This is a genomic window from Paenibacillus sp. FJAT-26967 (assembly GCF_001541095.1).
In the GTDB taxonomy this organism is placed as follows: domain Bacteria; phylum Bacillota; class Bacilli; order Paenibacillales; family NBRC-103111; genus Paenibacillus_F.
The window spans coordinates 1,667,292-1,692,732 of sequence record NZ_LMXH01000001.1 but is presented as its reverse complement, the minus strand read 5'-3'; the positions used below and the strand labels follow the sequence as shown (position 1 = coordinate 1,692,732).

Sequence of the window (25,441 nt, the reverse complement as noted above, 5' to 3'; positions counted from 1 at the left end):
CAGGCATCGTTTCAACAAGATGGTTACAACTTACTATGATAATACAGATCAGCCTTTTATTAAACGTAAAATATCGTTATAGGTTACGGCAACCATCAGAAGCATCAGCATTGCAAATCCGATAAAATGTACCATGCTCTCCCTGCTCGGGTCAACCGGTTTCCCTCGAATTCCCTCGATTGCCAGAAAAACAAGGCGGCTTCCGTCCAGAGCCGGGAACGGCAGCAGGTTGAACAGACCCAGATATAAGCTAAGTAAGGCAACCCAATAAATGTAAGATTCAAGACCATGGCTGGCAAATTCACCCGTTACTTGAACAATGCGTACAGGTCCTCCGAGGTCATCCATTTTGAATTGACCCAGCACCAGCTTCTTGAACCCGTCCAGAATTCCTATCGTGGAAGTCGATATAATATCGTAAGTACCGGTAATTGTCTCGCTGAAAGTTGCGGTGCGGGTATCCCCCGTGATGTAGACACCGACTTTACCCGTCTGATCGGGAGTAATCGTAATTTCCTTGTCTTTACCGCCACGTTCAATAATCCAGCTCATCTTCTGATTAGCGGATGCGCCTACCAGCTGCATAAATTTCTCGCGGTCATCCCCGATAGCCTGCTGGTTCACGGACTTGATCACATCGCCTGCAGCAAGTCCGGCCTGCTCCGAAGGGCGACCCGGCTCGAGCTTATCCACTTTAACGTTCGTGGGGATCCCCTGCATAATGACCAGACCTAAGAATAAAACCGCTGCAAGCAGGAAGTTCATGACAGGTCCCATGAGGATAGCCAGGAATCTTTGGCCAACGGTTTTACTGCCGAATTGGCGGTCATAAGGGGCGATTTGTGTCTCGGCGCCTCTTGCAACCATGATGGCTGCTGGCTGGATCGGATAACGCACCTTCTCGTCTCCGACTTCCAGTCTTACATATAACTCTTTCTCCAGATCAATACTTTCCACTGCTCCCTGCACAACGCCTCCGCGTTGTTCAAGCTGATCCAAATAAATTTTGGATACCCGGTTATCCGGAGTTAGTTTGACAGCGATCGTCTGGCCTTGCTGAATTTGTACAATCTCGGGATCTTCTCCGGCCATTCTCACATAGCCGCCAAAAGGCAGCAATCTCAGTGTATAGCGGGTTTCACCTTTTTTATATGAAAACAATTTTGGTCCGAACCCGATAGCGAATTCACGCACCAAAATTCCGGCCCGTTTCGCAAAATAAAAATGCCCCCACTCGTGAATCGTGACGAGGACGAAGAACATGAGGACAATTTTCAGTCCCGTCTCAATACTTCCCAACCGTATCTGCCTCCTCAAAATGCTTTCTCATGAAAGCTGATTCGTTTCTGCTTGCGTATGCTTTTAATGTACCATTATTGAGCAGGCTAATACAAGCTGATCGCCTATGACAGTATACGCAGATGCATGGAGCCGCTAGACTAAAAAAAACCGGCCGGCCGGAAACTTTTCCGGGCCGGTCGGTTTCACGGTTGCTGTAGATCAGCTTATCGCCGCAGCCGCTTCTCTTGCCCACCTGTCCGCTTCCAGGATGTCTCCGATTTGCGGATTCGGCTGTACGGAATGACGATTCAGGCATTCCTCAATTACCGATTCAATCTGTAGAAACGTAATTTCGCCCCGCAAAAAACGAGCCACAGCAACTTCATTCGCTGCATTAAACACCGTCGGCGCTGTTCCTCCCAGACGGCCGCACTCAAAGGCCATCCGCAGGCAAGGAAAACGGACATAATCCATAGGTCTGAAATGCAAAGAGGCGATTTCAGCCAGATCTAGCGGTTTGGCCGGTGATGACAACCGGTTCGGATAAGACAAAGCATATTGGATCGGAACGCGCATGTCCGGATTCCCCAGCTGCGCAATAATACTGCTGTCTTTGAATTCCACATAGGAATGGATTATGCTCTCGGGATGCAGCAGTACATGTATCTGATCGTAAGGCATGTCGAAAAGCCAGTGGGCTTCTATGACTTCGAGCCCTTTGTTAACCATGGTAGCGGAATCAATCGTAATTTTGGCCCCCATCGACCAATTCGGATGATTAAGAGCCTGCTCTACGGTAACTCCTTCAAGCTGTTCTCTTGTCCGGTCCCGGAAGGAGCCGCCCGATGCCGTAATTGTAATTTTCTTGATCTCGTCACGCCGCTCTCCATTCAAACACTGGAAAATGGCAGAGTGCTCGCTGTCAACCGGCAGCAGGCTTGTGCCCATACGCCGCGCAGCCGCAGTAACAAGATGGCCTGCACTTACCAAGGGCTCTTTATTGGCCAATCCTATATGCTTGCCTGCCTCGATAGCAGAAAGAGTCGGCCGTAGTCCTTGATTGCCGACCACCGCCGTGACAACGAAGTCGGCATCGTTCGCTGAAGCAACTTCGATCAATCCTTCGTCGCCGTATACGACACGCGTACCTGCCGGAACGAGAGTCTTAAGCTTGTCGGCAAGGTCACGTGTTGCAACGGAAGCCAGCTTTGGACGAAACTGCCGGATCTGCTCCGCCAATAACTCCACATTATGTCCGCCCGCAATTGCCTCAAGCGAAAATAATTCAGGATGGTGCGCAATGACATCCAGTGTTTGAGTACCGATTGAGCCGGTGGAACCTAGTACTGCTATTCGTTTATTCATGCGTTACCCCGTCTATCTGTATAGATTTATCGGACCATCGAGTATGAACATGGATTTAATAAGGTATAAGCGCTAGCCAGTGAACGAGCGGGAAGACGATAAGCCAGCTGTCCACACGGTCTAGAATTCCGCCATGTCCCGGAAGAATTGTACCCGTATCTTTGATACCTTTTACCCTCTTATATGCCGACTGCATTAAGTCCCCTAACTGTCCCGACACGGCTACCACTACGCCCAAAAGTACAGCTCTGGCAGGATCAAGCAGATCCGGACGATAAAGCGAGAAGCATAAAGCTACGACAATGGCGACCAGAACGCCTCCCAGAGCACCTTCAACAGACTTTTTAGGGCTGATTACCGGCCATAACAGTCTTTTCCCGAATTTTGAACCGATAAAATAAGCCCCGGAATCCGTAGCCCATATACAGACGAAAATGAGCATGGTCCAAAAAAGTCCGTGATCTTCAATCCAGCGAGTCATGATCATATAGTGAAAACCTACACCTATGTACACAACGCCTAAGAAAAGAAGAGATATCATATCTATGGTAATCTTATTCTTAGAAAATACGGTTGCAGACAACAGCACAAATGCTGCACCCCATATCAGGCCGATTTCATTCAGTTCATAAGTAAACCGATGCGTTTCCCACGGCAAAGTGAGAAGTACCAGCGCAGCCATCCCCAGCAGCCAAGTAATCCGGTGCTGTTTCAAGTTATTCATACGTACAAATTCATCATAGCCAATTACAGCCATAAGTAAAATAAGAGCGGCAAACCAATTGCCACCGGCAGCAAGCAGCCCCAAAAAACCAGCTCCTGCAATAGCGCCTGTCAAGATACGCTGCTTCAAAGTTTCATTCCTCCAAACCGATGCTTATAAGCCTCCGTATCGTCTTGCCCTTCGTTGGTATTCGGCAACGGCCCGGAAAAAATGCTCCTCTGAAAACTCCGGCCAATAAGCATCCGTGAACCATAATTCGGAGTAGGCAAGCTGCCAGAGCAAAAAGTTGCTCAGCCTGAGTTCTCCGCTCGTCCGGATCAACAGATCAGGATCAGGCAGCTCGGAAGTAAGCATATAGGCAGAAAATTTGTCTTCCGTTAACTCTTCGGGACGAAGAGTTCCTTGTAAGGCATCCTGCATGGCTTCCTGCACACCGGCAAGAACCTCTTTGCGGCCCCCGTAGTTAAGTGCAAAATTCAACACCAATCCGGTGTTGTTCTTCGTACGCTCAATTGCATCCTCAATTGCTTTAAGTGTGTACTCCGGCAGGCCTTCTTTCCAGCCTGTCATTCGAATCCTCACATTCCGCTCCACGAGTTCCTGGATTTCAAGCGGAAAAAATTCCTGGGGAAGTTTCATTAGGAACTCAACTTCTTCTTTGGGACGCTTCCAATTCTCGGTAGAAAAAGCATACAGCGTCAGTACTTTGACACCGATACTGTCCGCTGCAATCGTTATTTTCTTCACATTCTTCATCCCGGAATGATGCCCGGCCACACGCGGAAGTCCCCGCTGATTCGCCCACCGTCCGTTTCCGTCCATAATAATCGCAATATGAGACGGAACGTTGTCCAACTCCAAATGGGGAGACTTCTCGTCCTGTGCAGACTCGTTACCAAGCCATTTTTTCAGTTGATTGAACATCTCTTTTCCCCCACTTTGGAAAGATGAAAAGCCCCCGGTATTTCAGGGGGCGACGACAGTTGTTACACTTCCATAATTTCTTTTTCTTTTACTGCAAGAACTTTCTCGACTTCAGCCGTATACTTATCAGTAAACTTCTGAATGTCATCCTGATGCCGACGGGATTCATCCTCGGAGATACCGTTCTTCTCCTCTTTCTTGATGTCGTCGTTAGCATCACGGCGGATGTTGCGAATGGCAACTTTAGCTTCTTCGCCGTATTTGCGGGTCAGTTTGACCAATTCGGCGCGACGCTCTTCAGTCAGCGCAGGAATCACAAGACGGATGATCGTGCCATCGTTAGCCGGCGTCAATCCAAGCTCGGATTTCATAATGGCCTTCTCAATCGCCGACATGGAGCCCTTATCCCAAGGTTGGATAATCAGCGTACGAGTATCAGGTGTAGAGATATTCGCCAACTGATTAACCGGGGTCATCGCACCGTAATACTCAACTTGTATTTTATCGAGCAAAGCAGGTGTTGCACGTCCGGCGCGCAAAGTAGCAAAATCGCGTTTCAACGCATCAATTGCTTTGCCCATCCGCTCTTCTGCATTTTTTTTAATCGATTGCGGCATGTATTATACACTCCCTTTGACAATGGTACCGATTTTTTCGCCGAGGACAACACGTTTAATATTGCCGTTCTCTGTAATCGAAAATACGATAAGCGGGATATTGTTGTCCATACAAAGCGAGGAAGCAGTGGAATCCATCACGCCGAGATTCTTGTTAAGAACCTCCATGTAGGTGAGGGTTTCATACTTCTCTGCAGTCGCATCCTTGAAAGGATCCGCTGAATAAACACCATCCACTTTATTCTTGGCCATCAAGATAACTTCCGCTTCAATTTCAGCAGCTCTTAGAGCCGCCGTCGTATCTGTGGAAAAGTAAGGGTTACCCGTACCAGCAGCAAAAATAACGACACGGCCCTTCTCCAAATGACGAATCGCTCTTCTCCGGATATAAGGCTCCGCTACCTGCTGCATAGAGATGGAGCTTTGCACACGGGTTGGCACGCCGATGTTCTCAAGCGCGTCCTGCATAGCCAGCGAGTTCATTACTGTAGCCAGCATGCCCATATAGTCGGCCGTAGCCCGGTCTATGCCCTTGGCACTTCCGGCGATTCCACGCCAGATGTTGCCCCCGCCTACGACGATCGCAACTTCTACGCCGAGGTCCACTACGTCTTTTACCTGCAGGGCAATAGAAGAAATGATGTCCGATTCGATCCCGAATCCTTGCTGGCCTGCAAGGGCCTCACCGCTCAGTTTCAAGATTACTCGTTTATACAAAGGTCGCTCCAACTTGGTACCCTCCGTTCTAACAAATCAACGTACTTCTATCTTTATTATAACCGTTTACTTATTCTTGTCTAAAAAAGAAGGAACACTACGTGTTCCCGCCCTTGTCAACCGGTATTAGGCATTGCCTTTAGCTTGTGCCATTACTTCTTCAACGAAGTTGTCCACTTTCTTCTCAAGACCTTCTCCGAGCTCAAAACGTGCGAAACGGCGAATGGAGATATTCTCTCCGATCGTGCTGATCATTTCGTTGAGCAGAACGGATACTGTTTTGTCCGGGTCTTTGATGTAAGATTGTTCCATCAGACAAACTTCTTCATAATATTTGCTGATACGGCCTTCTACCATTTTGTCTACGATATGAGCCGGTTTGCCTTCGTTCAGAGCTTGAGCGCGAAGAATTTCTTTCTCCTTGTCAAGCGCTTCAGTCGGCACTTCTTCGCGGCGAACGTAAGAAGGATTAGCTGCAGCGATCTGCATCGCAATGCCTCTTACGAAATCTTTGAAGTTATCGGTTTTAGCAACGAAATCGGTCTCACAGTTTACTTCTACAAGAACGCCGATACGGCCGCCTGCATGAATGTAAGATTCAACCACGCCTTCAGTTGCGATACGGCCCGCTTTGTTTGCTGCTGCTGCAAGGCCTTTCTCACGAAGAAGTTCGCTAGCTTTCGTCAAGTCACCGTTTGCTTCATCCAGCGCTTTTTTGCAATCTAGCATACCGGCGCCTGTTTTTTCACGCAATTCTTTTACCATAGCTGCTGTAACTGCCATTATAGGGGCCTCCCTAATTATCTAAGTATTTTAAAAAAAGGGCGGTGATAGGCTCAAGCGCCTTCAGACCACCCTTTTCCTGTTACGTTCGTTTTTATGTCGATTAAGCGGTTGTTTGTTCGCCTTGGTTCGCTTCGATCACAGCATCAGCCATTTTACCGGTGAGCAGTTTCACTGCGCGAATCGCGTCGTCGTTACCCGGAATCACATAATCGATTTCATCCGGATCACAGTTAGTATCTACGATACCTACGATTGGAATACCAAGTTTGCGAGCTTCAGCAACAGCGATACGTTCTTTACGAGGATCAATGATGAACAAAGCGCTAGGCAGACCTTTCATGCCTTTGATGCCGCCGAGGAACTTATCGAGGCGATCTTTTTCTTTGTTCAGAATGATAACTTCTTTCTTAGGAAGAAGTTCGAACGTGCCATCCGCTTCCATCTTCTCAAGCTCTTTCAGACGGTTGATACGCTTTTGGATCGTTTGGAAGTTAGTCAGCGTTCCGCCGAGCCAACGTTGGTTGATGTAGAACATGCCACAACGTTCCGCTTCTTCTTTAACGGAATCTTGAGCTTGTTTCTTAGTACCTACGAACATGATCGTACCGTTCTCAGCTGAGACCGATTTAACGAAGTTGTAAGCTTCCTCAACCTTTTTGACCGTTTTTTGTAGGTCGATAATGTAAATGCCGTTTCTTTCAGTGAAGATGTATTTGTCCATTTTCGGGTTCCAACGACGGGTCTGGTGACCGAAGTGTACCCCAGCTTCTAAAAGCTGCTTCATGGAAATTACTGCCATCCTCACACACCTCCTCAATAAAATGGTTTTAGTGTAATGCTCCTCCGACAGCCGCATCTCCGTATAAAACTCGCCGTGCGCAAGGCCCGGACAAGCACCGTTATACGAATTAACCATCGTGTGTTTTTAACACCGTCAATAACTATACCACAACTCCTATAGAGGATGCAACAACCTTTGGAGACAAGTTCCACCAGTATTTTCAGCTAATTCGTATGTACTTCCGGACATGTACTTTCAAGAGCAATACTGCTCTCGTAAGCTGCCTTATTAACGCAAAAAGACCCGAGCCGGCCGGCTGAGTCTTTGCATTATTCAGGCTTGGTAATAAGATTTTGAATAAGTTCATCAAGAGTCGGAGTCCCTACGAATTTGTGGACACCGGATTTAATCTTCCCTGTCGCCTTTTTGGCAGCCATCGCTTGTTCAAAACCGGCTTGATCCTGGACAAGACCGCTTATGCTGACAATCTTCGCAACATTGCTGGACTGCATTCCAGGCGCAATATAAATCGCCGTAACTTGAGGCGGCGGAGGTGCCGGCGGTACCGCTGCCAACTTGTCTTTCTCCAGTTGGAGTTGTTTCTGCAGTTCTTGGTCAAACTGTTCTTTCGTATAGAGCACCTGGCTCTTGTCGAAAACTTGGTAATAATTGCCTGTCTCTGTCTTGAGTTTATTTAAATCCATTCCTTCAACAGAAACCGTCGTGCTTGTAGTCAGAGGTTGAGCAGTCTGCCCGGCGGATACCATTAATTGCAGAAGGCTTGCCCCTGCCATCATACCGATCCCAATGCCCAGTAGTAATGTTCTATTTAGTTTCACGGGTAGGGTCCTCCTGTCTGGCAAGCTGCAGGATAAGCATAACCTCACCTTTGTTCATGCGAAACTGCTTGGCGATTTGCTCGGTCGATCTCCCTTTGCTGTACATCTCCAGAAGTTCTGCATATCTCAAGCGGACCGATGCAATAGGATCCGGATTTACTATACCATCCTCTGATGCAGCAGCCGTAGCCATAATTGGCTCAGCAGACCGGGGCTGGTGTAAGCTGTGCGGCTTTGAATCCTCATGCCTCGTATCAACCGGCGTCTTAATACCGGCAGCGGATGTAAGGACGGCGGATTGCTTCTGGCTGGTTGGTGCTTGAGACAGAGACAGATGATCTGCCGCGGGTACGGGCACGAACGCTTCTCTTCGCTGCTGCTCCAGCACCTCAAGTCTAGCATGCAGTTTCGCCACTTCAATCTGATATTCCTGTTTTGTATCTTTAAATAACTCAATCAGTGCGTTATTCTGTTCTTCCAAGTCAGAAGCAAAACTATCCATCGTTTCTTCCATTTCACGGACAAGCTCTTTAGAGCCTCCGGATTCGCCATGCTTGCGCTGGGACCTCGGGATCAGCCCGGCAAATACAACAATGACCAATCCTAAGAGCGCAATCATCATCCACGGTGCCATGTATATTCACCTGCACTTTCCACTTCAAAACCTTTGTACCTGCAACTTACAAACTATAATCGATATGGGAGCCTTTATACGGATGTACGGCTTTCACAGGCTTCGCTTCCTCTGCTTGTCTTTCTTTTGCCGATTTATTGCCGTTATGACCGCTGCCATTATTCTGGTGCCCCTCTTTTCTCACATGTACTTCGTCTGTATCCGATATCCGCTCGCTTGATCTGCGGCTGCGTTCCGCCTTCTTTTCGGCTTCAGCCCCAAGCAGTGCCTGATCCATCTCTGGTTTATGGTTCAACATCTGCTGGCGGATTCCGGCCTCATCGTTTTTATGTATAGCAAACTGCAGATCGATGGCTTTCATATCCATATGAGGTTTCCTCCCTAGCTGCTGCAGGAATTGAATCTAATGTGTTATCTGGGCGTGTAAGTCCCAAAACCGATATCCCCCGCCGTAAAATGGAACACCACGCGGTTCATTGGATCTTTTATGAATTTGGTATAGCGGCCAATGACGATTTTGGCACCGCCATAGATAGTCGAAATCACTTCGACTCTGGCACGGTCGCTATCCTCCAAAGACTTTTCAATCTCGTAAATCCGTTCTCTTAACTCTTTATGCTCTTCGTTCGCCTGTTTTTTAGTGTGATTCAGCTTAATTCGCAGCGCTACTTTGTCAGGTGACAGCTGGCCGGATGCAGCCAACTGATCCAGTAAAATAAGAGCCTTGTCCGTTTTTGAACGGTTCTCTGTGAGCTCCATGAGCTGGGAACGAAGCTGAATCAGTTCATTGCGCAGTTCGGGCAGTACGCCGACTTCAATAATGGTGGTATTGGACAGCGAATTGCCTACTGTACGAGCTATGACTTTTTCACCTGCCTGAACCGTACCTCCTACAATTAACCCCTTAGGTCCGTTACACGAAATGACTTTTCCTGCGCGGATTGTAGAATGCATGATACTTTGCGAAACCGCAATTATTTCCCCCGCTTCCACAATGGCATCTTGTATAAATGAAGTTTTCACATTCTTGCCTGCACGGATTAAAGCTTTATTGCGGCCGACTATGCCCGCTGTAATATCAATAGAGCCGCTAGCCTCAAGTTCTGCAGCTTCCACGCCACCGATAATCCGGATATCGCCGGATGCTTTGATTTTGAAGCCCGGGCTTACATTCCCGCGGATAACCACTGTTCCGACGAAATCAATGTTACCTGTCCGGTAATCCACATCCCCATTGACTTCATATACAGGGAAGACGTTAACCTTATTCCGGTCGGTATAAGTAACCAAACCGTCTATCGCAGCATAAATGGCCGTTTCTTCGGCATCCGTGACGACATTTTTGCCGAGTTTAAAACGTGCTTCTTTACCCGAACGCGTTGGGATCTCTTCACCGGTAACGGCTCTGCCCGGCGTTCCGGGGGTCGGAGGAATCTTTTTACCGATCAGTTGGCCTTTTTTGACGTTGTTTAAGGTAGATACTTCTTTAAAATCAACACGGCCATCTTCCGTTTCCAACGGCTTGCCCGTATTATTATTCGTCTCAAAATGATAGGCGATGTAACCGTCCTTGCCCTGGACAGGAGGCGTCCCCCGTGCAATAACCGTTTCACTCAGCAAATACGCTTCCGGATTAACCGCGATACGAAGCAAAATCTCACTGTCGAGACCGTGGACAATACTATTCGCGCGTGCCAAACCGTGCAGTTCATCTGGTGTTACATGAAAATCTTCCCGAACGTCCGAAAATTTAAGCAGAGAAGTTAACTTGTCATCGGAGACGGATATGTTAATTACCTGATCTAATTCCAAAATCCGATCCATCAAAATCGACAACCTTTCCGACATCGATTATTTTTCAAAAAGTTGAACTTTATAACGACTTAAAGCACCTCTCAAACGAAGCATGGCTTTGGAATGCAGCTGAGATATTCTAGAGGGGGATAAACTCATAACCTCTGCAATCTCACTAAGGGACAGCTCTTCAAAGTAAAACAGGGAAACCACAATGCGTTCTTTTTCCGTCAAACGTTCTATTGCACGTGATAATGTTTCTTTCAGGTAAAATTCATTGACTGTGAATTCGGGATTTTTGGCACGTTCATCTACCAGAAGAGATAACCGTGTCTCCGACTCTTCTTCCCGGATAGGCTCATCAATGGATGTAATGGAAGTTACCGCAATTTCCTGCAGCATATGTTGAAATTCGTCTTCCGTCACTTGCAGGTAATCGCTAATTTCGGAATCCGACACGCTCCGCAAATATTTTTGCTCTAATTTCTGATACGCTTCTTCAATCTTCTTGGCCTTCTCTCGAACAGAACGGGGAACCCAGTCTCCTTGTCTTAATCCGTCAATGATTGCGCCGCGAATTCTCCACGAAGCATACGTTTCGAATTGAAGACCGCGTTCGTAATCAAACTTCTCAACCGCATCGATGAGACCCATGATTCCAAAGCTGCCCAAGTCTTCCTTGGAAACGTTCTTTGGGAGGCCTATGGCCAACCGCCCTGATACATATTCAACTAGGGGCAGGTACGTTTCGATCAGAATCTGCTTGGCATCTTTTGAACCCGCTTGTTTCCACTGCCTCCAAGTTTCAAAATGGGCCAGATTCGGTTTTTTTTCAATCATGGCAGTTCACCGTCCTATTCTTCAGACATTTGTCTCAGGGCTCTAACTGACTGCTCCGTATCAGGCTGCTTCCGGGTAACGAGTTTAGGCGGCGCCAGCGGTGCAAATCCGTCTTCTTCTCTAGCTGTCGCGTCAGTTGTGGGGATAGCGGCTTCATCCGGAGTAGACAGGTCCAGATGCTGTCCTACTTTGTTATCTTCCAGCGGTTCGCCAGATTGTTCAGCGGGGTCAGCTGCAGGTGCGGCCCCTATCGCGGAAACAAGATTTATAATGAAGCGAAAAACAAAAGTTAGTATAAAAAGGATAACGAAACTATAGAAACTCCGAAGCATAGTCGTCTGCCATACGTTATCAGAGAAGGAAAGAATAAAAGTAAAAATAAACGAGGCTGCACCAACAATAAAATTCCAACGAAGATTACCTGCCATGGCTACAATTCCTTTATTCCCTGCAGGACACTGCGGATCGTAAGAGCTCCGGTGTCGCAGTTTAATTCGATCGTTCTTCCGTAGTTGCCGCCTGTGTCTTCACCTTTAATTCCGATATGGTACCGGACCAGCACTGCTTTGCAAGATTCCACATTACGCGGCCCAATTCTCATCGTATCGCTGCCGCCCGCAAATGCGAACATTTGCGCCCCTCCTGCCAGTTTAGCTTCCATGCGTGTGATCGAGGCGCCGAGCAGGGTCATCCGTTCGATCAATTCCGGAATGGCGGTATTCGCATACTTCGCAATGTTGAGTGAGCCTTCACGGGCGATGTCCGATGTCGGAAGCATGACATGAGCCATCCCTCCGATCTTAGCAGCACCGTCAAAGAGTGTGAGACCAACGCAGGAGCCCAGTCCGGTCGTTTTTAGGACGCCTTCATGTGTGCCTACATTTAAATCCGCCATACCGACTTTAATGATCGTTTGTTGAATCATAGGCTTTCTACCCCTAGTGCCGCAAATAATTTCCCGAATGACTCCGGATCCGGAATAAGAAAGAAATGTCCTTGAACTTCCTCGGAGCCTTCCAGAAATTTCGTGTCGATTAAAAGAGCCTGGTCCCCCATCTCACCAAACTGCAGGAGCCCATAGCTGAGAATAGCGCCTGCCATATCAATGGCTAATGCCGGAACCGTCGGATACATCGTTAAACGGGTGAAATCGGCCAAGGATGATAAGTAGGAACCCGCTAAAATGTTGCCGATTTCGTTCAGAGCAGATAGCTCCATTTCGCTGTAATCACCGTTATCCGATAAATCCATTCCGATCAGCTTGGACAGCATATTCCTTGCCGATTCGAGATTCAGAATAAAAAACATATTGCCGGGCGCTTCTCCGACCACCCGAAGAAAGATGGCAAGCACGACTTCCTCGGCACCGCCGACAATTTCAGGAATTTCTTCGAAAGGCAGCACCACCACTTTTGGAACAAGCATATCCACCGGCTTGTCCAATAGAGTAGAGAGAGCAGTAGCCGCATGGCCGGCACCGATATTGCCGATTTCTTTCAGTACATCCAATTGATAATCTGCTAGTCCCTTTATGGTATCCACTCGATCAAGCCTCGATTTTTTCGAGTTGAATGATTTCGTCTTTATTCAGTACTTCATTAAGATTCATTAGAACCAGCAGACGTTCATCACTGATTTTGGCTATCCCGTGCAGATACTTCGCTTTAATACCTCCAACTACCTCTGGAGGATTCTCAATGTTGTCTTCATTAAGGTCGATAACATCGTTCGCTGAGTCTACAACAAGTCCTACTTCTATATCATTGACGGCTACGATAATAATTCTCGTGTTCTCGGTATAAGAAGATTCCGGAAGGCCAAAGCGTGAACGAAGGTCGATAATCGGCACCACCACACCTCGCAAATTAATAACTCCTTTAACAAAAACAGGTGTTTTGGGGACGCGTGTCATCGGCTGCATCCGCTCAATTGTTTTGACCTTATCTACTTCTACGCCGTATTCTTCATGGGCCAGTGCAAACACAATAATTTTCTTGTCTTCAGCCATTGGTATTGCCTCCCTGTATAGGTTATTTAATCAGTTCATTCGTATCCAGAATCAGAGCTACCTGACCATCACCCAGAATAGTTGCTCCGGAGATAGCAAACAAATTCTTTAAATATTTCCCAAGGGACTTAAGAACAATTTCCTGCTGTCCGATAAATTCTTCCACCATCAGCGCAGCCATTTTGTCTCCCTTACGGATAATTACAACCTCTGTTTCTTCTTCCTCTGCATCACTATAGTCCGGCACATCCAGCACGGAGCACAGGGAGAGGAGCGGGATCATGCTTCCGCGGAAATCGATCATGCGGTTGCCGTGAACGGAGCGGATTTGGGATTTCTGCACAAGTGATGTTTCCACAATGGACGACAATGGAATCGCGTATTTCTCACTTCCCAGTTTGACCAGCATAGCCGAAATGATAGAGAGCGTAAGAGGAAGCTTAATGGAGAAAATGGATCCGCTCCCTGGTACGGATTCGACATGAATATGACCGCCAAGGGAATGGATCTTGGTCTTGACGACATCCAGCCCGACACCCCGCCCGGAGATGTCCGAAATCTTATCAGCCGTACTGAAGCCGGATTCGAAAAGGAGCTGATCGATATCGGAATCCGTCATTTTATCCGCTAGTTCCGGCTTAACGATCCCCTTGCTCACAGCAGCAGCCAATACTTTCTCTCTATTGATGCCGTTGCCGTTATCCTCAATTTCAATAAATACGTTATTCCCGCTATGGTAAGCGCGCAAATGAACGGTTCCATTCTCGCTCTTGCCTTTTTCAATCCGTTTAGCGATGGTTTCAACACCATGGTCGACTGCATTGCGCAGCAAGTGAACGAGGGGGTCGCCGATTTCATCGATAACCGTACGGTCCAATTCCGTTTCTGCCCCGGTAATAATCAAATCCACTTTCTTGTCCAAGGACTTGGCGATGTCGCGGATCATTCTCGGGAAACGGTTAAATACGGTATCCACGGGAACCATGCGAAGCTTAAGGACTATGCTCTGCAAATCGCTGCTGACCCGAGACATATGCTCCACCGTTTCAGTCAAGGCACTGTTCTTGATCTCACTAGCCAGCTGCTCCAGGCGCACCCGGTCAATCAGAAGCTCGCTAAACAGATTCATCAGGGTATCCAGGCGCTCAATGTCAACGCGGATGGTGCGTCCGCCAACCTGACCGCCGCCTTGAGCCGCAGAAGGCTTGGACGGAGCAGCTCCGCCCGCAAGTTTGGCAGCTGATGCAGCAGAAGTCGGAGCAGCTGGAGCGGCATACAGAGCTGCTGCTGCGGCCTGAGCTTCGCTAGCTTGAATTTCAGCTTTGGCAGCTGAATTTCCTGTCATTTCATCCAGAGATTCGCGGTCCAGAACGATGATTTGAGCATGTTCAATTTCAGACACATTCAAAATTTCATTCTCCAGAGCCTCTTTTTCCGCATTTGCTATGTAATATACAGAGAAGGAGCGCTCAAATTTCTCTTGTTCAATATCCTGCACAGAAGGGGTAGCTTTAACGACTTCACCACAGCGTTCGAGAATTTCAAAAACCATGTAAGCTCTGACCGCTTTCAGGACACAGTCTTCACGAACCGTTACTTCAACATAGAAAACTTGAAGTCCCGCTTCAATAGACTGCTGGAGAACGGACTGCTGAAACTGGTCAAGGGCAATCGCACTATCGCCTTGAGCACTCGCACTTTGCGCAGCAGCTGACGCTTCTGTCGCTTTGAGATAGTCGCCGCTTACAATTGACTTCAGAGAAACTACGATATGGGTGACATCGCCCTTGCCTGTTCCACCCTGAACGATATCCTCTACCATCGATTCAAGCGCGTCCAGACTCTGGAACAGACTGTCGAAAATGAATGAATCCATTTTGAGTTTATGATTACGGACCAAATCGAGTACATTTTCCATCTCGTGTGTAAGGGATGCCAAGTCTTCGAAGCCCATGGTAGCAGACATCCCCTTAAGCGTATGAGCCGAGCGGAAAATATTATGAACGATATCAATGTCGTCTGGACTGTTTTCCAAGCTGAGCATGTTATCATTGAGCGCTTGCAGATGTTCTTTCGATTCGTCGATGAACATCGATAAATATTGATTCATATCCACAAATCCACACCTCCGTGAAATAGTGATGTACTTTCGTTACCGGCCTCCGCTGTCTTTCATCACCCGTTCGACTAATTTACCGGCGATACTTCCCTGCGGGAGAACAAACATAGCCGCTTCGTTCTCAATAGCTACTCTCGGCATCCCGTACACAACACAGGTCTCTTCCGATTCCGCAATGGTTGTAGCAGCCCCATCCCGGCGCAGCTCCGCAAGTGTACGGGCGCCATCACTTCCCATCCCGGTCATAATGACAGCATGCCTTGATAGATTCTTGAGAGGGAGGAGCGATGCGAACATCTTATCCACGGACGGTCTGTGTCCCGAAAGCGGTTCGCTTTTACTAAGAGCAATACGGTAATCCCCGGCATCCGATTGGACTACTGTCATGTGTAAGCCTCCCGGTGCCACATAAGCTGTTCCGTTGACAAGTATCTGTCCTTCTTCCGCTTCCACTACCCGGATTGCACATTGATCATTCAACCTCATCGAAAGAGACTTCGTAAAATTAGGCGGCATATGCTGGACAATCAGAATGGGAGCTGCGAAATTGGCCGGCAGTGCACTTAAGACACACTGCAGAGCCCGCGGACCGCCAGTCGAAGTCCCGATGGCTACCAGATCTCGGATAACGCGAGCAGGTTTATCCCCCCCTGATCGTTCCTCATCTTTTGGCCGGTGCTTCTCAGGAAGCGGCCCGGCCGTCGTTCGCCAGGACTTGTCTGCTGGGGGAACAGTTGCCGATCCCGGTTTAGGTGAGCTTTCATGCGGCCTTGAGCTTCTGACAGGCGGCAGCGCTCTAAGCTTGGTTTGGACTGCGATACGAAGTTTTTCATGAAGCAGCAGCTTCACTTTATACAAATCAAGCGAGATGGACCCCGACGGCTTCCGGATAAAATCAATGGCGCCAAGCTCCAGCGCCCGTATTGTCTCTAAAGCTCCTGCTTCCGTCAGGGAACTGAGCATAATAACAGGCGTCGGCTGCACTTCCATAATCCGCTCCAGAGCCTGTAAGCCGTTCATTACGGGCATTTCGATGTCCATAGTTATGGCATGCGGCTTCAGTTCCAGTGCTTTCTCGATGGCTTCAATACCGTTTTTAGCTACTGCAGTGACTTGAAACTCTGATTTTTCTTCGATCAGATCAGTGATGATCTTCCTCATGAAAACCGAATCGTCGACGACAAGAATACGGTATGGTTCCATAGCCCCTCCAGACTTTGCTCTAGGATGTTAGTGTGTTCGGCCGATTAGGCGCTTCAGGAATTTCTTCATCCCCCCGCCTAAATCCGCTTTGGGCGGCTGGCCTAAGAATTGGTCTACAAGGACCTTCATGCTTCTGGCTGCTGCTGAATGTGGATACGCAATGATAAAAGGAGTCTGCTCCTTAACTGCCCGCGAAACGAGATGATCGTCTTCAACGTGACCGATTGAAGCGATTTCGATATCGAGAAAGCGTCTTGCAACCATCCGGATTTTGTCTGCTGTAGCCTTGGCTTCTCTAGTATTGGTAGCACGGTTAACAACAAGACGGAACGTAACATCGGGATCTTCATTCCGGACCATTTTAATTAAAGCGTAAGCATCTGTTATCGCTGTAGGCTCAGGTGTAGTAACAACGATGGTCTCTTGGGCAGCCGCAATAAATTGCTGCGTTTCTTTTGACAATCCCGCCCCTGTATCAAATAAAATGAAATCAGCCATCCCGCAAAGTTCCTCAATCTGATTCGTAAAAGAAGCGGTTTCTTCATCGGTCAGCCGGAGTAAATCGAACATACCCGAACCGCCCGCAATAAATTGAATCCCTCCGGGTCCTGTCTGTACCAGTTCGGAGATTGTTTTCTCCCCTTTAATCAGATGCAGCAGATTGGTTTGTGCCGTTATCCCCATCAGAACATCAATGTTGGCAAATCCGATGTCCGCATCAATAATAAGGGTGCGATACCCTCTCTCCATTAAACAAAGGGCAAAGTTCAAGGTGAAGTTGGATTTGCCTACTCCACCCTTACCGCTGGTCACCGTAATAATTCTGGCGTTCGATTGCGGTGCGGCTTCGGACAACGGTAGTGCCGCCCCTTCTCGCTGACGGATCAGATTCCGCAACTTCTGCGCCTGGTCACTCATAAGAATATTCCTCCAAAATCGCATCCGCGATTTTAGCCTCATCTATGATCATAATATCGTCCGGTACATTCTGACCGTCAGTCACGTATGAGAGTTTGACCGGGAAATCATGAAGAAGATTCAAGATAGCGCCATAAGAGTGTGTCTCGTCCATTTTAGTGAATAGAACTTTATCCACTTTATACTTTGAAAAATTAGCCGTAATGGCTTTCATATCGCTATATTTAGAAGTCAGGCTGAGTACAAGAAAAGTCTCGCTTGGACCTTGGTGACGAAGCAGCGTACTGAGCTCGGAAACATACATCTCATTGCGGAAATTGCGCCCGGCCGTATCCATGAATATAACATCGGAGTCCTGCAGCTTATGAAGAGCTTTGGTTAAATCCGCCGGCGAGAAAACCACTTCGACCGGGATATCCAGAATATTGGCATAAGTTCTCAACTGCTCTATTGCTGCGATCCGATAAGTATCCGAAGTTATCAGTCCGACCTTGCGCCGCTGTTTGAGCACCTGATCGGCAGCGAGTTTGGCGATCGTTGTCGTCTTGCCGACACCCGTCGGGCCGACGATGTGAACGATCCTCGACTCCGCCGAGATCGGCTTGCCGTGCGGAGGCGGGAATAGCGCGAGCATCCGCTTGCGCACCGCCTCCGCAGCTTCCTGCGGCCCGGGCTCTATACCCGCCGCAGAAAGATCAATCCTGGCGCCCTGAGTCCACTGCCGAACCAAGTCCGGCAGCACTTCCTGCGCCAGAAGGTGTTCCTCCAGCCGCCTCCAGACCGGCGGCAGCTGCGGCTCTGCTGATGGCCGGGCCAGATCGGCCATCATGCGCTTGAGATGCTGGAGTTCCGCCAGCATCAGATCATCGCGCTCCGCGTCCTTGGAAGCGGGCGCTTCGGGCGCTGCCTCCGCGGAGCGGGCGGCGGCCAGTGCGGCGCGCAGCGCCTCGGCCTGCGCATCGGCAAAGCCGCGCTCCGCCGGCGCTGCTTCCGGCCGCGGCTCAGCCGGAACTGCCGCGGGCTGCTGCCGCACGCCAGGTGCGGGTGGAGCCGCAGGTACAGGCTTCGCCTGTGCATACGCGGCAGCGGCGGCCGATTGCGGCATATGCGCAGGCGGCGGGATTTCGCGCGGCACGGCGGGCCGTTGCTCGGCCAGTGCCTGCCGGTTCTGATCCGGCTGTGTCAAGGGCTTCAGCCGGTCTTGAGCTTCAAGTTGCTGATCAGCATCCTGCCGAGCGCCTGAAGTGCTGGCCGTGGCTGTGTGTAGAGCAGCGGATTCTTCCCCGCTGCCGGAAGCTGACAAAACACCGTGCTGCTGATCATTTCTATCCCTCTGTAACAATTGATCCGTGGTGCGCAATTCCTGATTCTTTATAAGACCCGGCTGTATCGGCCGGGCGGGTACTTGCGGTTTCGCTATTTCCGGCTGTGAAGCCATCTGCGCTGCGGCATTATCGGTTTGACTCCCCCTTATTGACGAAGGGTCAACTGAAGCATGAGCCGCATCTTCTTCGGCTTGCTGAGCAGCCCGGGCCACTGCCGTTACAGCAGCGGCTGCCGCCGCTTTGGAGGATGACCGGGCAGGTTCTGCTTTACTCGCAGAGTAGCCGGCTCCGGCAGGTGCAGGCTGACCTTCCTCTACCGCAGCGATTACCTCGATCCTCTTTTTACCGAAAAAACCGAGAAACCCGCCTGTCCGTACTTCCTTCGTGTTCAAAATAACAGCATCCTTGCCGAGATCGGAGCGGATTTTGTTAAGGGCATCCGGCATCGAATCGACTATATAACGTTTAACTCTCATAGGTTAACAACCCCCATGCTTTGAATTTCTACATTCGGCTCTAATTCACTGTAAGAAAGAACCGGGATGTCCTGCATGGTCCGCTCAAGCAGCTGGCGGAGATACATACGGATCGTCGGAGACGCCAGAATAACCGGCTGATGGCCTGACTGGACCATTTTACTGACTTGTTCCCCCAATTTATGATAGATCATCTGTGAAGATGTAGGATCAATTGCGAGGTAAGAACCTTGGTCAGTCTGTTGAACCGATTCCGCAATTTTCTTCTCTAATCCCGGACCTACCGTAATGACACGAAGCGATTCTTCCTGGGACGTGTATTGCTGGGTGATTTGTCTTGACAAGGCTTGTCTGACATACTCGGTCAGTATGTCATGATCTTTGGAATAGGTTCCGTAGTCGGCCAGTGTCTCCAGAATAGTAACCAGATCCCGGACTGAAATTTTCTCCTTCAGCAGCTTCACTAGTACCTTCTGGATATCCCCGATCGCCAGAACATTCGGAATAAGGTCATCGACCAGAGCCGGATACGTTTCGCGCACATTGTCGATGAGCAGCTTCGTTTCCTGGCGTCCAAGAAGTTCATGTGCATGTTTCTTAATAATTTCTGTGAGATGCGTAGCAACCACGGAAGGCGGATCCACAACCGTATAACCGGATAGCTCGGCGCGCTCTTTGGTGACTTCATCAATCCATAATGCGGGAAGTCCAAAAGCAGGCTCCGTTGTTTCGATGCCCGTCACCGAATCATCGTCATATCCGGGGCTCATCGCCAAATAGTGGTTAAGCAGCAATTCGCCGCCCGCAACGGTATTGCCTTTAATTTTGATGATATACTCGTTGGGCCTCAGCTGAATGTTATCCCGGATCCGAATAACCGGTACTACGATTCCAAGCTCAAGCGCGCATTGTCTCCGGATCAGGATAATACGGTCGAGTAAATCTCCTCCCTGCTGCGTATCCGCCAGCGGTATAAGCCCGTACCCGAATTCGAACTCAATCGGGTCTACTTGAAGGAGGCTAATAACGCTTTCCGGACTACGGACTTCCTCAATCTGCTGCTCCTCCACCATTTGCTCTTCTTCAACCTGTTTGCGGTTAAGATTTTTCTGCATTTTCAAAGCGGCAAATATAAGCACGGCCGAGATCGGCAACGTTGTAAACCAATGAATCGGAGTGAAGATTCCGAGAAAGCCGACGGTTCCGGCGGCTATGTAGAGAAGCTTCGGATAGGCTGTCAACTGGGACATGATATCGTTACTGAATGTACCTTCCGAGGAAGCTCTGGTTACGATGATACCTGCTGCTGTCGAAATAAGGAGCGCCGGAATCTGACTGACCAGACCGTCGCCGATGGTCAAGATAGAGTAGGTAGCGGCCGCATCCCCGAAAGACATGTCCTTCATGGTCATTCCGATGATGAACCCGCCGATGAGATTAATAAGCAGGATAATGATACCTGCGATGGCATCTCCCTTAACAAATTTACTCGCGCCATCCATAGCTCCGTAGAAATCGGATTCCCGCTCTACTTTGCGGCGCCTGTCTCTTGCCTGCTGTTCATTAATCATGCCCGCGTTAAGATCGGCATCAATGCTCATCTGTTTACCCGGCATCGCATCGAGTGTGAACCGTGCCGCTACTTCAGCTACCCGCTCGGAACCTTTCGTGATTACGATGAATTGTACGATAACCAGAATGAGGAACACGATGAAACCGACCACAATGTTGCCGGCCGCAACAAAGTTTCCGAACGTCTCAACTACTTCCCCTGCTTCCGCATGTGCCAGAATATTTCGGGACGTGGAGACGTTCAATGCGAGACGAAACAGGGTGGTTACGAGCAGCAAGGACGGAAACACGGAGAACTGGAGTGCCTCTTGCGTGTTCATGCCGACAAGCACGATCATTACCGAGATGGTAATGTTAATAATGAGTAAAAAATCCAGCAGAACGATCGGGATGGGAATAACCATCATCAATACGATTCCGATAATCCCAATCAGCACAACTAAATCTTTTGCTTTCATGAACGGCTCCTCCTTTCTTAAACTCTCTTAGTTCGACCCTTTATTTTGTATACATATGCCAGCACTTCAGCTACCGCCTGGAACAGATCCCCGGGTATCGCTTCTTCCAGTTCGACCTGAGCATGCAGAGCTCGTGCGAGCGGCTTGTTTTCCATAATTAAAATGCCATGTTCTTTAGCAATTTCTCTAATCTTCAGCGCTACGAAATCGGTTCCCTTGGCAACCACAGTCGGCGCCTGCATGTTGGCCGCATCATATCTTATTGCAACGGCATAATGCGTCGGGTTCGTAATAATGACGTCCGCTTTGGGTATTTCCTGCATCATCCGCTGCATAGCCATTCTGCGCTGCTTCTCACGGATTTTGCCTTTAATGAAGGGATCCCCTTCCGTCTTTTTGTACTCATCTTTGATATCCTGTTTGGACATACGAATGCTTTTTTCAAATTCATAGCGTTGGTATAAATAATCAAATACGGCAAGCACCACTAGAATAATGGCGATTGTGATGCCAAGCGAAAGTGTCATAGACCATACATATTGAAGTGCCTTTTCCAGCGGCACATGACTCAGTGCGAGGAGTTTTTCTTTCTCGCCCCATAGGGTCAAGTAAACGACGACTCCGATAATGACAATCTTTAGAATGGATTTCAGAAAATCAATAAAGGAACGCATCGAGAAAATCTTTTTAAAGCCTTCAATGGGATTAATCTTGTTCAGCTTCATCTTAAGCGGATCGCCTGTCAGCAGAAAACCGATCTGCATGTAGTTGGCAGCTAATGCAATCACCATGGTTAATATTAAAATAGGAGCCAGCAGGATTAAGAACTGTACGAGTATCCGGTAAGAGAGAATTTGTATGTTAGACATGGTGACATCCATTAATAAATCGTGCCTCAGTGAACCGGTAAACAAATCAACCAGTTTTTCTTTCATAAACCCGCCGATCATGTAGAAGGACAAGAACGAGAAGAACAGGATAAACGCCGCCGGCAGTTCCATACTCTTGGCCACCTGGCCTTTTTTACGGGAGTCTTGGCGTTTTTTGGGTGTCGCCGGTTCAGTTTTCTCTTGCGAGAACAACTGTAAATCTAGCTTCAACCTAAGCGATTCCATAAACATCTTTTCCTTTCTCGTACAAGCTAAGATCCTTCTACCGGCCCGCCGGCGACGATGTTAAGAAATTTCTGCATAGCGGCAAACATCCGGTCGTATAATCCATGGAACAACCCTAATAGTTCTGGCATTAACAGTGCTATCAGCAGGAAACCCACCATAAGCTTCAGCGGAACCCCGATGACGAATATATTAAACTGGGGGGCTACCCTCGTCAGCAGGCCAAGTCCCAAGTCGGTCAGGAACATAGCGGCAACAATAGGTGCTGCGAGCTGCATCGAAAGCGCGAACATCGTAAAGAAAGTCCGGATCATAAATTCTGAAATTTGACCGTTATAGACTTGAGCAAACATCTCATTGGATAGCGGAATCCATTCGTAACTGTTCATGATGCCTTGTATCAGAAAATGATGCCCGTTAAAGCTGAGCAGCAGCAGGATGGCAACCATGTACTTTAAATTACCAAGTATAGGTACGGACGTTCCTGTCATTGGATCCAGAACGTTCGCTATGCCAAGGCCGATCTGAACATCAATAAATGAACCTGCGATCTGAACCGCTGTAAAAAACATATAAGCGATAAAACCGAGTGTAATGCCCACCAGAATTTCTCTTATGATCAAAAGCACAAATTGTGCGTCCATGACCACCAGTTGAGTCGTTCCCTGCGTTGCCGTAACGATCAAAGTTAAAAATAACGCCAGACCTATTTTAAAAACATTCGGCACATTTTTAGATGAAAACAACGGAACCACGACAAAGAATGAGGTCATTCGACAAAATATCAACATAGCGTTAGGTAAAAGTTGGACGAACAGCTCCATATTGTCGCCTACCCGATATATTGGTGCAGATTATTAAGTAAATTAAAGGTATAATCCACCAGCGTGTTGAGCATCCACGGACCAAACACAAGCACAGCCAGAAGCACGGCAACGATCTTGGGAACAAAGGCAAGTGTCTGCTCCTGAATCTGTGTAGTTGCTTGGAAAATACTGATCGCCAGACCCACGACAAGGGCGATAATAAGTATGGGTGCGCTAGCCTTCAGTACCGTATAGACCGCTTCGCCGGCCAGCTTGATGACAAATTCGGCATTCATGTTAAGTGACCTCCTGCTTCTGCGTTCATGTACTGTAGCTGAGTAGCAGCGACTTGACGACAAGGTACCATCCGTCCACCAGAATAAACAGCAATATCTTAAACGGCAGCGATATCATGACAGGCGGCAGCATCATCATCCCCATGGCCATTAAGGCACTTGCAATAATCATGTCGATGACCAGGAAGGGAATAAAGATCATAAATCCCATTTGAAAGGCCGTTTTAAGCTCACTGATCGCAAAGGCCGGCACGAGTGCTGTTAATGGAGTGTCCTCGTATCCGGTTGGTGCATCCGCTTTTGTATAGTCCAAAAACAGCTTTAAATCTTTAGGCCTCGTGTGTTTCCACATAAATTCCTTAACAGGAAGTGAGGCTTGCTGCAGAGCAGCTGTCTGATTCATTTCACCTTTCAAAAAAGGCTGAAGCGCCGTATCGTTGATTTGACCCAGAGTCGGCGACATGATGAATAGGGTCAAGAACAAACTCAACCCGATCAGCACCTGATTCGGAGGCATTTGCTGTGTTCCAAGAGATGTTCGGACAAAACCCATTACGATTACGATTCGCGTAAAGCTCGTCATTAAGATAAGGAACGACGGCGCCAAACTCAGGACGGTCAGCAATAAGATGACTGTAATGGTATTGGATGCCCCCGTTGTCCCGCTTCCCGCATCAATATTCACATTGAGTCCGGGGATCAAATTACCATTCGGAGCAGCGAACGCGGTATCGCCTGAATAACCCAAGAGCAGGAATACAGCTGCAAACAGTATGGCCAGTCTTTTATTTGTGCTCATTTGATTTCAACCGTTCTTGTTCATTTTCTTCCTGCAGCCATTCTTCTACATGCTTGTTGCGCTTGGTCGCCTGCTGCAGTTTATCATGAAAAACTTGCTGGAATGTCGGCGTAAGCTCTTCTTCCTCTACAGTCCCTGCACTTGGCTTTCGCCTGATTTTATCGAATATTTTGCCTACCGGGACGAAATCCATTGCGGATTGGGTTTGAGCGGTTATTTTATCTTTTAATTGAGCAGCTTCCACAGGGTCTGCAATTTTCTCAAGCAGTTGAATGTTATCCCCTACCCCTACTACATACAGGGCGTTTCCGATTTCAACGACTTGAATGGATTTGTTCTGACCCAGCGGTACCCCTCCGAGCGACTGCATTGTACGATGAGGACGAAGGCTGTTTTTTTTGGACAACACCTTCATAATACCGTAAAAAAGACCGATGATAAGGATAAGGAAGAAAATGACCTTCCCTATCATCAGAACCGAATCAATAGCTCCGTTACCTGGCGTTCCTTGCCCAGATTGAAATCCGGGTCCAGGATTGCCGTAACACACGGCAGACCAGAACGGCAGCTGTACCAACAGACCTGCCGTTACCAGAAGCAGCTTACCTGCCTTTTTCTTCAAACTTCACATTCCTTTCCTTTTTAAAACCTCCGCTTAGCCCAGCGTCTTCTTGATAGCTTCGATTACACGGTCAGCCTGGAAAGGTTTCACGATAAAATCTTTAGCACCTGCTTGAATGGCATCAATAACCATTGCTTGCTGGCCCATCGCTGAGCACATAATGACCTTAGCATTAGGATCAATCTTCTTAATTTCCTTCAAAGCATTAATTCCGTCCATCTCCGGCATTGTAATATCCATTGTCACCAGGTCAGGGCGCAGTTCTTTAAACTTCTCGACAGCTTGGACGCCATCATTGCCTTCTCCTACTACCTCGTAGCCATTTTTGCTCAAAATATCGCGAATCATCATTCTCATAAATGCTGCATCGTCCACAATCAGAATTCGGTTAGCCATGTTAAAATAGTCCTCCTAGGATAATG

Annotated in this window: 28 protein-coding genes; all 28 read right to left on the bottom strand. The window is 48.3% G+C overall.

Annotated elements, in window-relative coordinates; translation table 11 throughout:
* Window positions 1–48 precede the first annotated feature (48 nt).
* Window positions 49–1,299 (bottom strand): RIP metalloprotease RseP, encoded by a 1,251-nt coding sequence (gene rseP / locus AR333_RS07570; protein WP_068774662.1) that lies wholly within the window; start codon window positions 1,297–1,299, stop codon window positions 49–51.
* A gap of 201 nt (window positions 1,300–1,500) precedes the next feature.
* Window positions 1,501–2,646, bottom strand: a complete 1,146-nt coding sequence (locus AR333_RS07565) for a 1-deoxy-D-xylulose-5-phosphate reductoisomerase (RefSeq protein WP_068774661.1) — start codon at window positions 2,644–2,646, stop codon at window positions 1,501–1,503.
* Window positions 2,647–2,701: 55 nt separating this feature from the next.
* On the bottom strand, window positions 2,702–3,499 hold the full coding sequence (locus tag AR333_RS07560; RefSeq protein WP_068774660.1) for a phosphatidate cytidylyltransferase: 798 nt from the start codon (window positions 3,497–3,499) through the stop codon (window positions 2,702–2,704).
* Window positions 3,500–3,523: 24 nt separating this feature from the next.
* On the bottom strand, window positions 3,524–4,294 hold the full coding sequence (locus AR333_RS07555) for an isoprenyl transferase (RefSeq protein WP_068774659.1): 771 nt from the start codon (window positions 4,292–4,294) through the stop codon (window positions 3,524–3,526).
* Between the two features lie 62 nt (window positions 4,295–4,356).
* Complete coding sequence (gene frr / locus AR333_RS07550) at window positions 4,357–4,911, bottom strand: ribosome recycling factor (RefSeq protein WP_068774658.1); 555 nt, start codon at window positions 4,909–4,911, stop codon at window positions 4,357–4,359.
* 3 nt (window positions 4,912–4,914) lie between these two features.
* A complete protein-coding gene (pyrH, locus tag AR333_RS07545; protein WP_068774657.1) occupies window positions 4,915–5,640 on the bottom strand; it encodes a UMP kinase in 726 nt (241 codons plus the stop codon).
* Between the two features lie 114 nt (window positions 5,641–5,754).
* Window positions 5,755–6,411: a translation elongation factor Ts gene (gene tsf / locus AR333_RS07540; protein ID WP_068774656.1), complete on the bottom strand. Its 657-nt coding sequence runs from the start codon at window positions 6,409–6,411 to the stop codon at window positions 5,755–5,757.
* Window positions 6,412–6,514: 103 nt separating this feature from the next.
* The gene (gene rpsB, locus AR333_RS07535) at window positions 6,515–7,213 is read right to left on the bottom strand and encodes a 30S ribosomal protein S2 (protein ID WP_068774655.1); all 699 of its coding nucleotides are present in this window, start codon (window positions 7,211–7,213) and stop codon (window positions 6,515–6,517) included.
* A 311-nt stretch (window positions 7,214–7,524) separates the two neighbouring features.
* Entirely contained in the window at window positions 7,525–8,034 is a 510-nt protein-coding gene (locus tag AR333_RS07530) for a hypothetical protein (RefSeq protein WP_068774654.1), read from the bottom strand.
* On the bottom strand, window positions 8,021–8,668 hold the full coding sequence (locus tag AR333_RS07525; RefSeq protein WP_068774653.1) for a hypothetical protein: 648 nt from the start codon (window positions 8,666–8,668) through the stop codon (window positions 8,021–8,023). Before AR333_RS07525 ends, AR333_RS07530 begins: the two co-directional genes overlap by 14 nt.
* A gap of 46 nt (window positions 8,669–8,714) precedes the next feature.
* Window positions 8,715–9,035, bottom strand: coding sequence for a hypothetical protein (locus AR333_RS07520; RefSeq protein ID WP_068774652.1), 321 nt, complete (start codon window positions 9,033–9,035; stop codon window positions 8,715–8,717).
* A 44-nt stretch (window positions 9,036–9,079) separates the two neighbouring features.
* Window positions 9,080–10,492, bottom strand: a complete 1,413-nt coding sequence (locus tag AR333_RS07515) for a DUF342 domain-containing protein (RefSeq protein ID WP_068774651.1) — start codon at window positions 10,490–10,492, stop codon at window positions 9,080–9,082.
* A gap of 27 nt (window positions 10,493–10,519) precedes the next feature.
* Window positions 10,520–11,302, bottom strand: a complete 783-nt coding sequence (locus AR333_RS07510; protein ID WP_068774650.1) for a FliA/WhiG family RNA polymerase sigma factor — start codon at window positions 11,300–11,302, stop codon at window positions 10,520–10,522.
* Between the two features lie 14 nt (window positions 11,303–11,316).
* Window positions 11,317–11,730: a hypothetical protein gene (locus AR333_RS07505; RefSeq protein ID WP_068774649.1), complete on the bottom strand. Its 414-nt coding sequence runs from the start codon at window positions 11,728–11,730 to the stop codon at window positions 11,317–11,319.
* Window positions 11,731–11,732: 2 nt separating this feature from the next.
* Window positions 11,733–12,227, bottom strand: coding sequence for a chemotaxis protein CheD (locus AR333_RS07500; RefSeq protein WP_068774648.1), 495 nt, complete (start codon window positions 12,225–12,227; stop codon window positions 11,733–11,735).
* Window positions 12,224–12,844 (bottom strand): chemotaxis protein CheC, encoded by a 621-nt coding sequence (locus tag AR333_RS07495; protein ID WP_068774647.1) that lies wholly within the window; start codon window positions 12,842–12,844, stop codon window positions 12,224–12,226. The genes AR333_RS07500 and AR333_RS07495 overlap by 4 nt, the downstream gene beginning before the upstream one ends.
* Before the next feature lie 4 nt (window positions 12,845–12,848).
* The gene (locus tag AR333_RS07490; RefSeq protein ID WP_068774646.1) at window positions 12,849–13,310 is read right to left on the bottom strand and encodes a chemotaxis protein CheW; all 462 of its coding nucleotides are present in this window, start codon (window positions 13,308–13,310) and stop codon (window positions 12,849–12,851) included.
* Window positions 13,311–13,332: 22 nt separating this feature from the next.
* Entirely contained in the window at window positions 13,333–15,426 is a 2,094-nt protein-coding gene (locus tag AR333_RS07485) for a chemotaxis protein CheA (RefSeq protein WP_068774645.1), read from the bottom strand.
* Between the two features lie 36 nt (window positions 15,427–15,462).
* A complete protein-coding gene (locus AR333_RS07480) occupies window positions 15,463–16,632 on the bottom strand; it encodes a chemotaxis response regulator protein-glutamate methylesterase (RefSeq protein ID WP_068774644.1) in 1,170 nt (389 codons plus the stop codon).
* Between the two features lie 27 nt (window positions 16,633–16,659).
* The gene (locus AR333_RS07475) at window positions 16,660–17,550 is read right to left on the bottom strand and encodes a MinD/ParA family protein (protein ID WP_068774643.1); all 891 of its coding nucleotides are present in this window, start codon (window positions 17,548–17,550) and stop codon (window positions 16,660–16,662) included.
* Window positions 17,543–19,351, bottom strand: coding sequence for a flagellar biosynthesis protein FlhF (gene flhF / locus AR333_RS07470; protein ID WP_068774642.1), 1,809 nt, complete (start codon window positions 19,349–19,351; stop codon window positions 17,543–17,545). The genes AR333_RS07475 and flhF overlap by 8 nt, the downstream gene beginning before the upstream one ends.
* A complete protein-coding gene (gene flhA, locus AR333_RS07465) occupies window positions 19,348–21,381 on the bottom strand; it encodes a flagellar biosynthesis protein FlhA (protein WP_068774641.1) in 2,034 nt (677 codons plus the stop codon). Before flhA ends, flhF begins: the two co-directional genes overlap by 4 nt.
* Window positions 21,382–21,398: 17 nt before the next feature.
* Window positions 21,399–22,496: a flagellar biosynthesis protein FlhB gene (gene flhB / locus AR333_RS07460; protein ID WP_068774640.1), complete on the bottom strand. Its 1,098-nt coding sequence runs from the start codon at window positions 22,494–22,496 to the stop codon at window positions 21,399–21,401.
* 26 nt (window positions 22,497–22,522) lie between these two features.
* Window positions 22,523–23,320: a flagellar biosynthetic protein FliR gene (gene fliR / locus AR333_RS07455; RefSeq protein ID WP_068774639.1), complete on the bottom strand. Its 798-nt coding sequence runs from the start codon at window positions 23,318–23,320 to the stop codon at window positions 22,523–22,525.
* Window positions 23,321–23,328: 8 nt separating this feature from the next.
* Window positions 23,329–23,598, bottom strand: a complete 270-nt coding sequence (fliQ, locus tag AR333_RS07450) for a flagellar biosynthesis protein FliQ (protein ID WP_068774638.1) — start codon at window positions 23,596–23,598, stop codon at window positions 23,329–23,331.
* A 25-nt stretch (window positions 23,599–23,623) separates the two neighbouring features.
* A complete protein-coding gene (fliP, locus tag AR333_RS07445; protein ID WP_068774637.1) occupies window positions 23,624–24,397 on the bottom strand; it encodes a flagellar type III secretion system pore protein FliP in 774 nt (257 codons plus the stop codon).
* Window positions 24,384–25,019, bottom strand: a complete 636-nt coding sequence (fliO, locus tag AR333_RS07440) for a flagellar biosynthetic protein FliO (RefSeq protein ID WP_068774636.1) — start codon at window positions 25,017–25,019, stop codon at window positions 24,384–24,386. Before fliO ends, fliP begins: the two co-directional genes overlap by 14 nt.
* A 33-nt stretch (window positions 25,020–25,052) precedes the next feature.
* Entirely contained in the window at window positions 25,053–25,415 is a 363-nt protein-coding gene (locus AR333_RS07435) for a response regulator (RefSeq protein ID WP_068774635.1), read from the bottom strand.
* Window positions 25,416–25,441: the final 26 nt, after the last annotated feature.

Coding starts and splice junctions, on each gene's coding strand:
- AR333_RS07565 (WP_068774661.1), bottom strand. CDS start 2,646: ATGAATAAACGAATAGCAGTACTAGGTTCCACCGGCTCAATCGGTACT.
- AR333_RS07555 (WP_068774659.1), bottom strand. CDS start 4,294: ATGTTCAATCAACTGAAAAAATGGCTTGGTAACGAGTCTGCACAGGAC.
- frr (WP_068774658.1), bottom strand. CDS start 4,911: ATGCCGCAATCGATTAAAAAAAATGCAGAAGAGCGGATGGGCAAAGCA.
- tsf (WP_068774656.1), bottom strand. CDS start 6,411: ATGGCAGTTACAGCAGCTATGGTAAAAGAATTGCGTGAAAAAACAGGC.
- rpsB (WP_068774655.1), bottom strand. CDS start 7,213: ATGGCAGTAATTTCCATGAAGCAGCTTTTAGAAGCTGGGGTACACTTC.
- AR333_RS07525 (WP_068774653.1), bottom strand. CDS start 8,668: ATGGCACCGTGGATGATGATTGCGCTCTTAGGATTGGTCATTGTTGTA.
- AR333_RS07520 (WP_068774652.1), bottom strand. CDS start 9,035: ATGGATATGAAAGCCATCGATCTGCAGTTTGCTATACATAAAAACGAT.
- AR333_RS07515 (WP_068774651.1), bottom strand. CDS start 10,492: ATGGATCGGATTTTGGAATTAGATCAGGTAATTAACATATCCGTCTCC.
- AR333_RS07510 (WP_068774650.1), bottom strand. CDS start 11,302: ATGATTGAAAAAAAACCGAATCTGGCCCATTTTGAAACTTGGAGGCAG.
- AR333_RS07505 (WP_068774649.1), bottom strand. CDS start 11,730: ATGGCAGGTAATCTTCGTTGGAATTTTATTGTTGGTGCAGCCTCGTTT.
- AR333_RS07500 (WP_068774648.1), bottom strand. CDS start 12,227: ATGATTCAACAAACGATCATTAAAGTCGGTATGGCGGATTTAAATGTA.
- AR333_RS07490 (WP_068774646.1), bottom strand. CDS start 13,310: ATGGCTGAAGACAAGAAAATTATTGTGTTTGCACTGGCCCATGAAGAA.
- AR333_RS07480 (WP_068774644.1), bottom strand. CDS start 16,632: ATGGAACCATACCGTATTCTTGTCGTCGACGATTCGGTTTTCATGAGG.
- AR333_RS07475 (WP_068774643.1), bottom strand. CDS start 17,550: ATGAGTGACCAGGCGCAGAAGTTGCGGAATCTGATCCGTCAGCGAGAA.
- flhF (WP_068774642.1), bottom strand. CDS start 19,351: ATGAGAGTTAAACGTTATATAGTCGATTCGATGCCGGATGCCCTTAAC.
- flhA (WP_068774641.1), bottom strand. CDS start 21,381: ATGAAAGCAAAAGATTTAGTTGTGCTGATTGGGATTATCGGAATCGTA.
- flhB (WP_068774640.1), bottom strand. CDS start 22,496: ATGGAATCGCTTAGGTTGAAGCTAGATTTACAGTTGTTCTCGCAAGAG.
- fliR (WP_068774639.1), bottom strand. CDS start 23,320: ATGGAGCTGTTCGTCCAACTTTTACCTAACGCTATGTTGATATTTTGT.
- fliQ (WP_068774638.1), bottom strand. CDS start 23,598: ATGAATGCCGAATTTGTCATCAAGCTGGCCGGCGAAGCGGTCTATACG.
- fliP (WP_068774637.1), bottom strand. CDS start 24,397: ATGAGCACAAATAAAAGACTGGCCATACTGTTTGCAGCTGTATTCCTG.
- AR333_RS07435 (WP_068774635.1), bottom strand. CDS start 25,415: ATGGCTAACCGAATTCTGATTGTGGACGATGCAGCATTTATGAGAATG.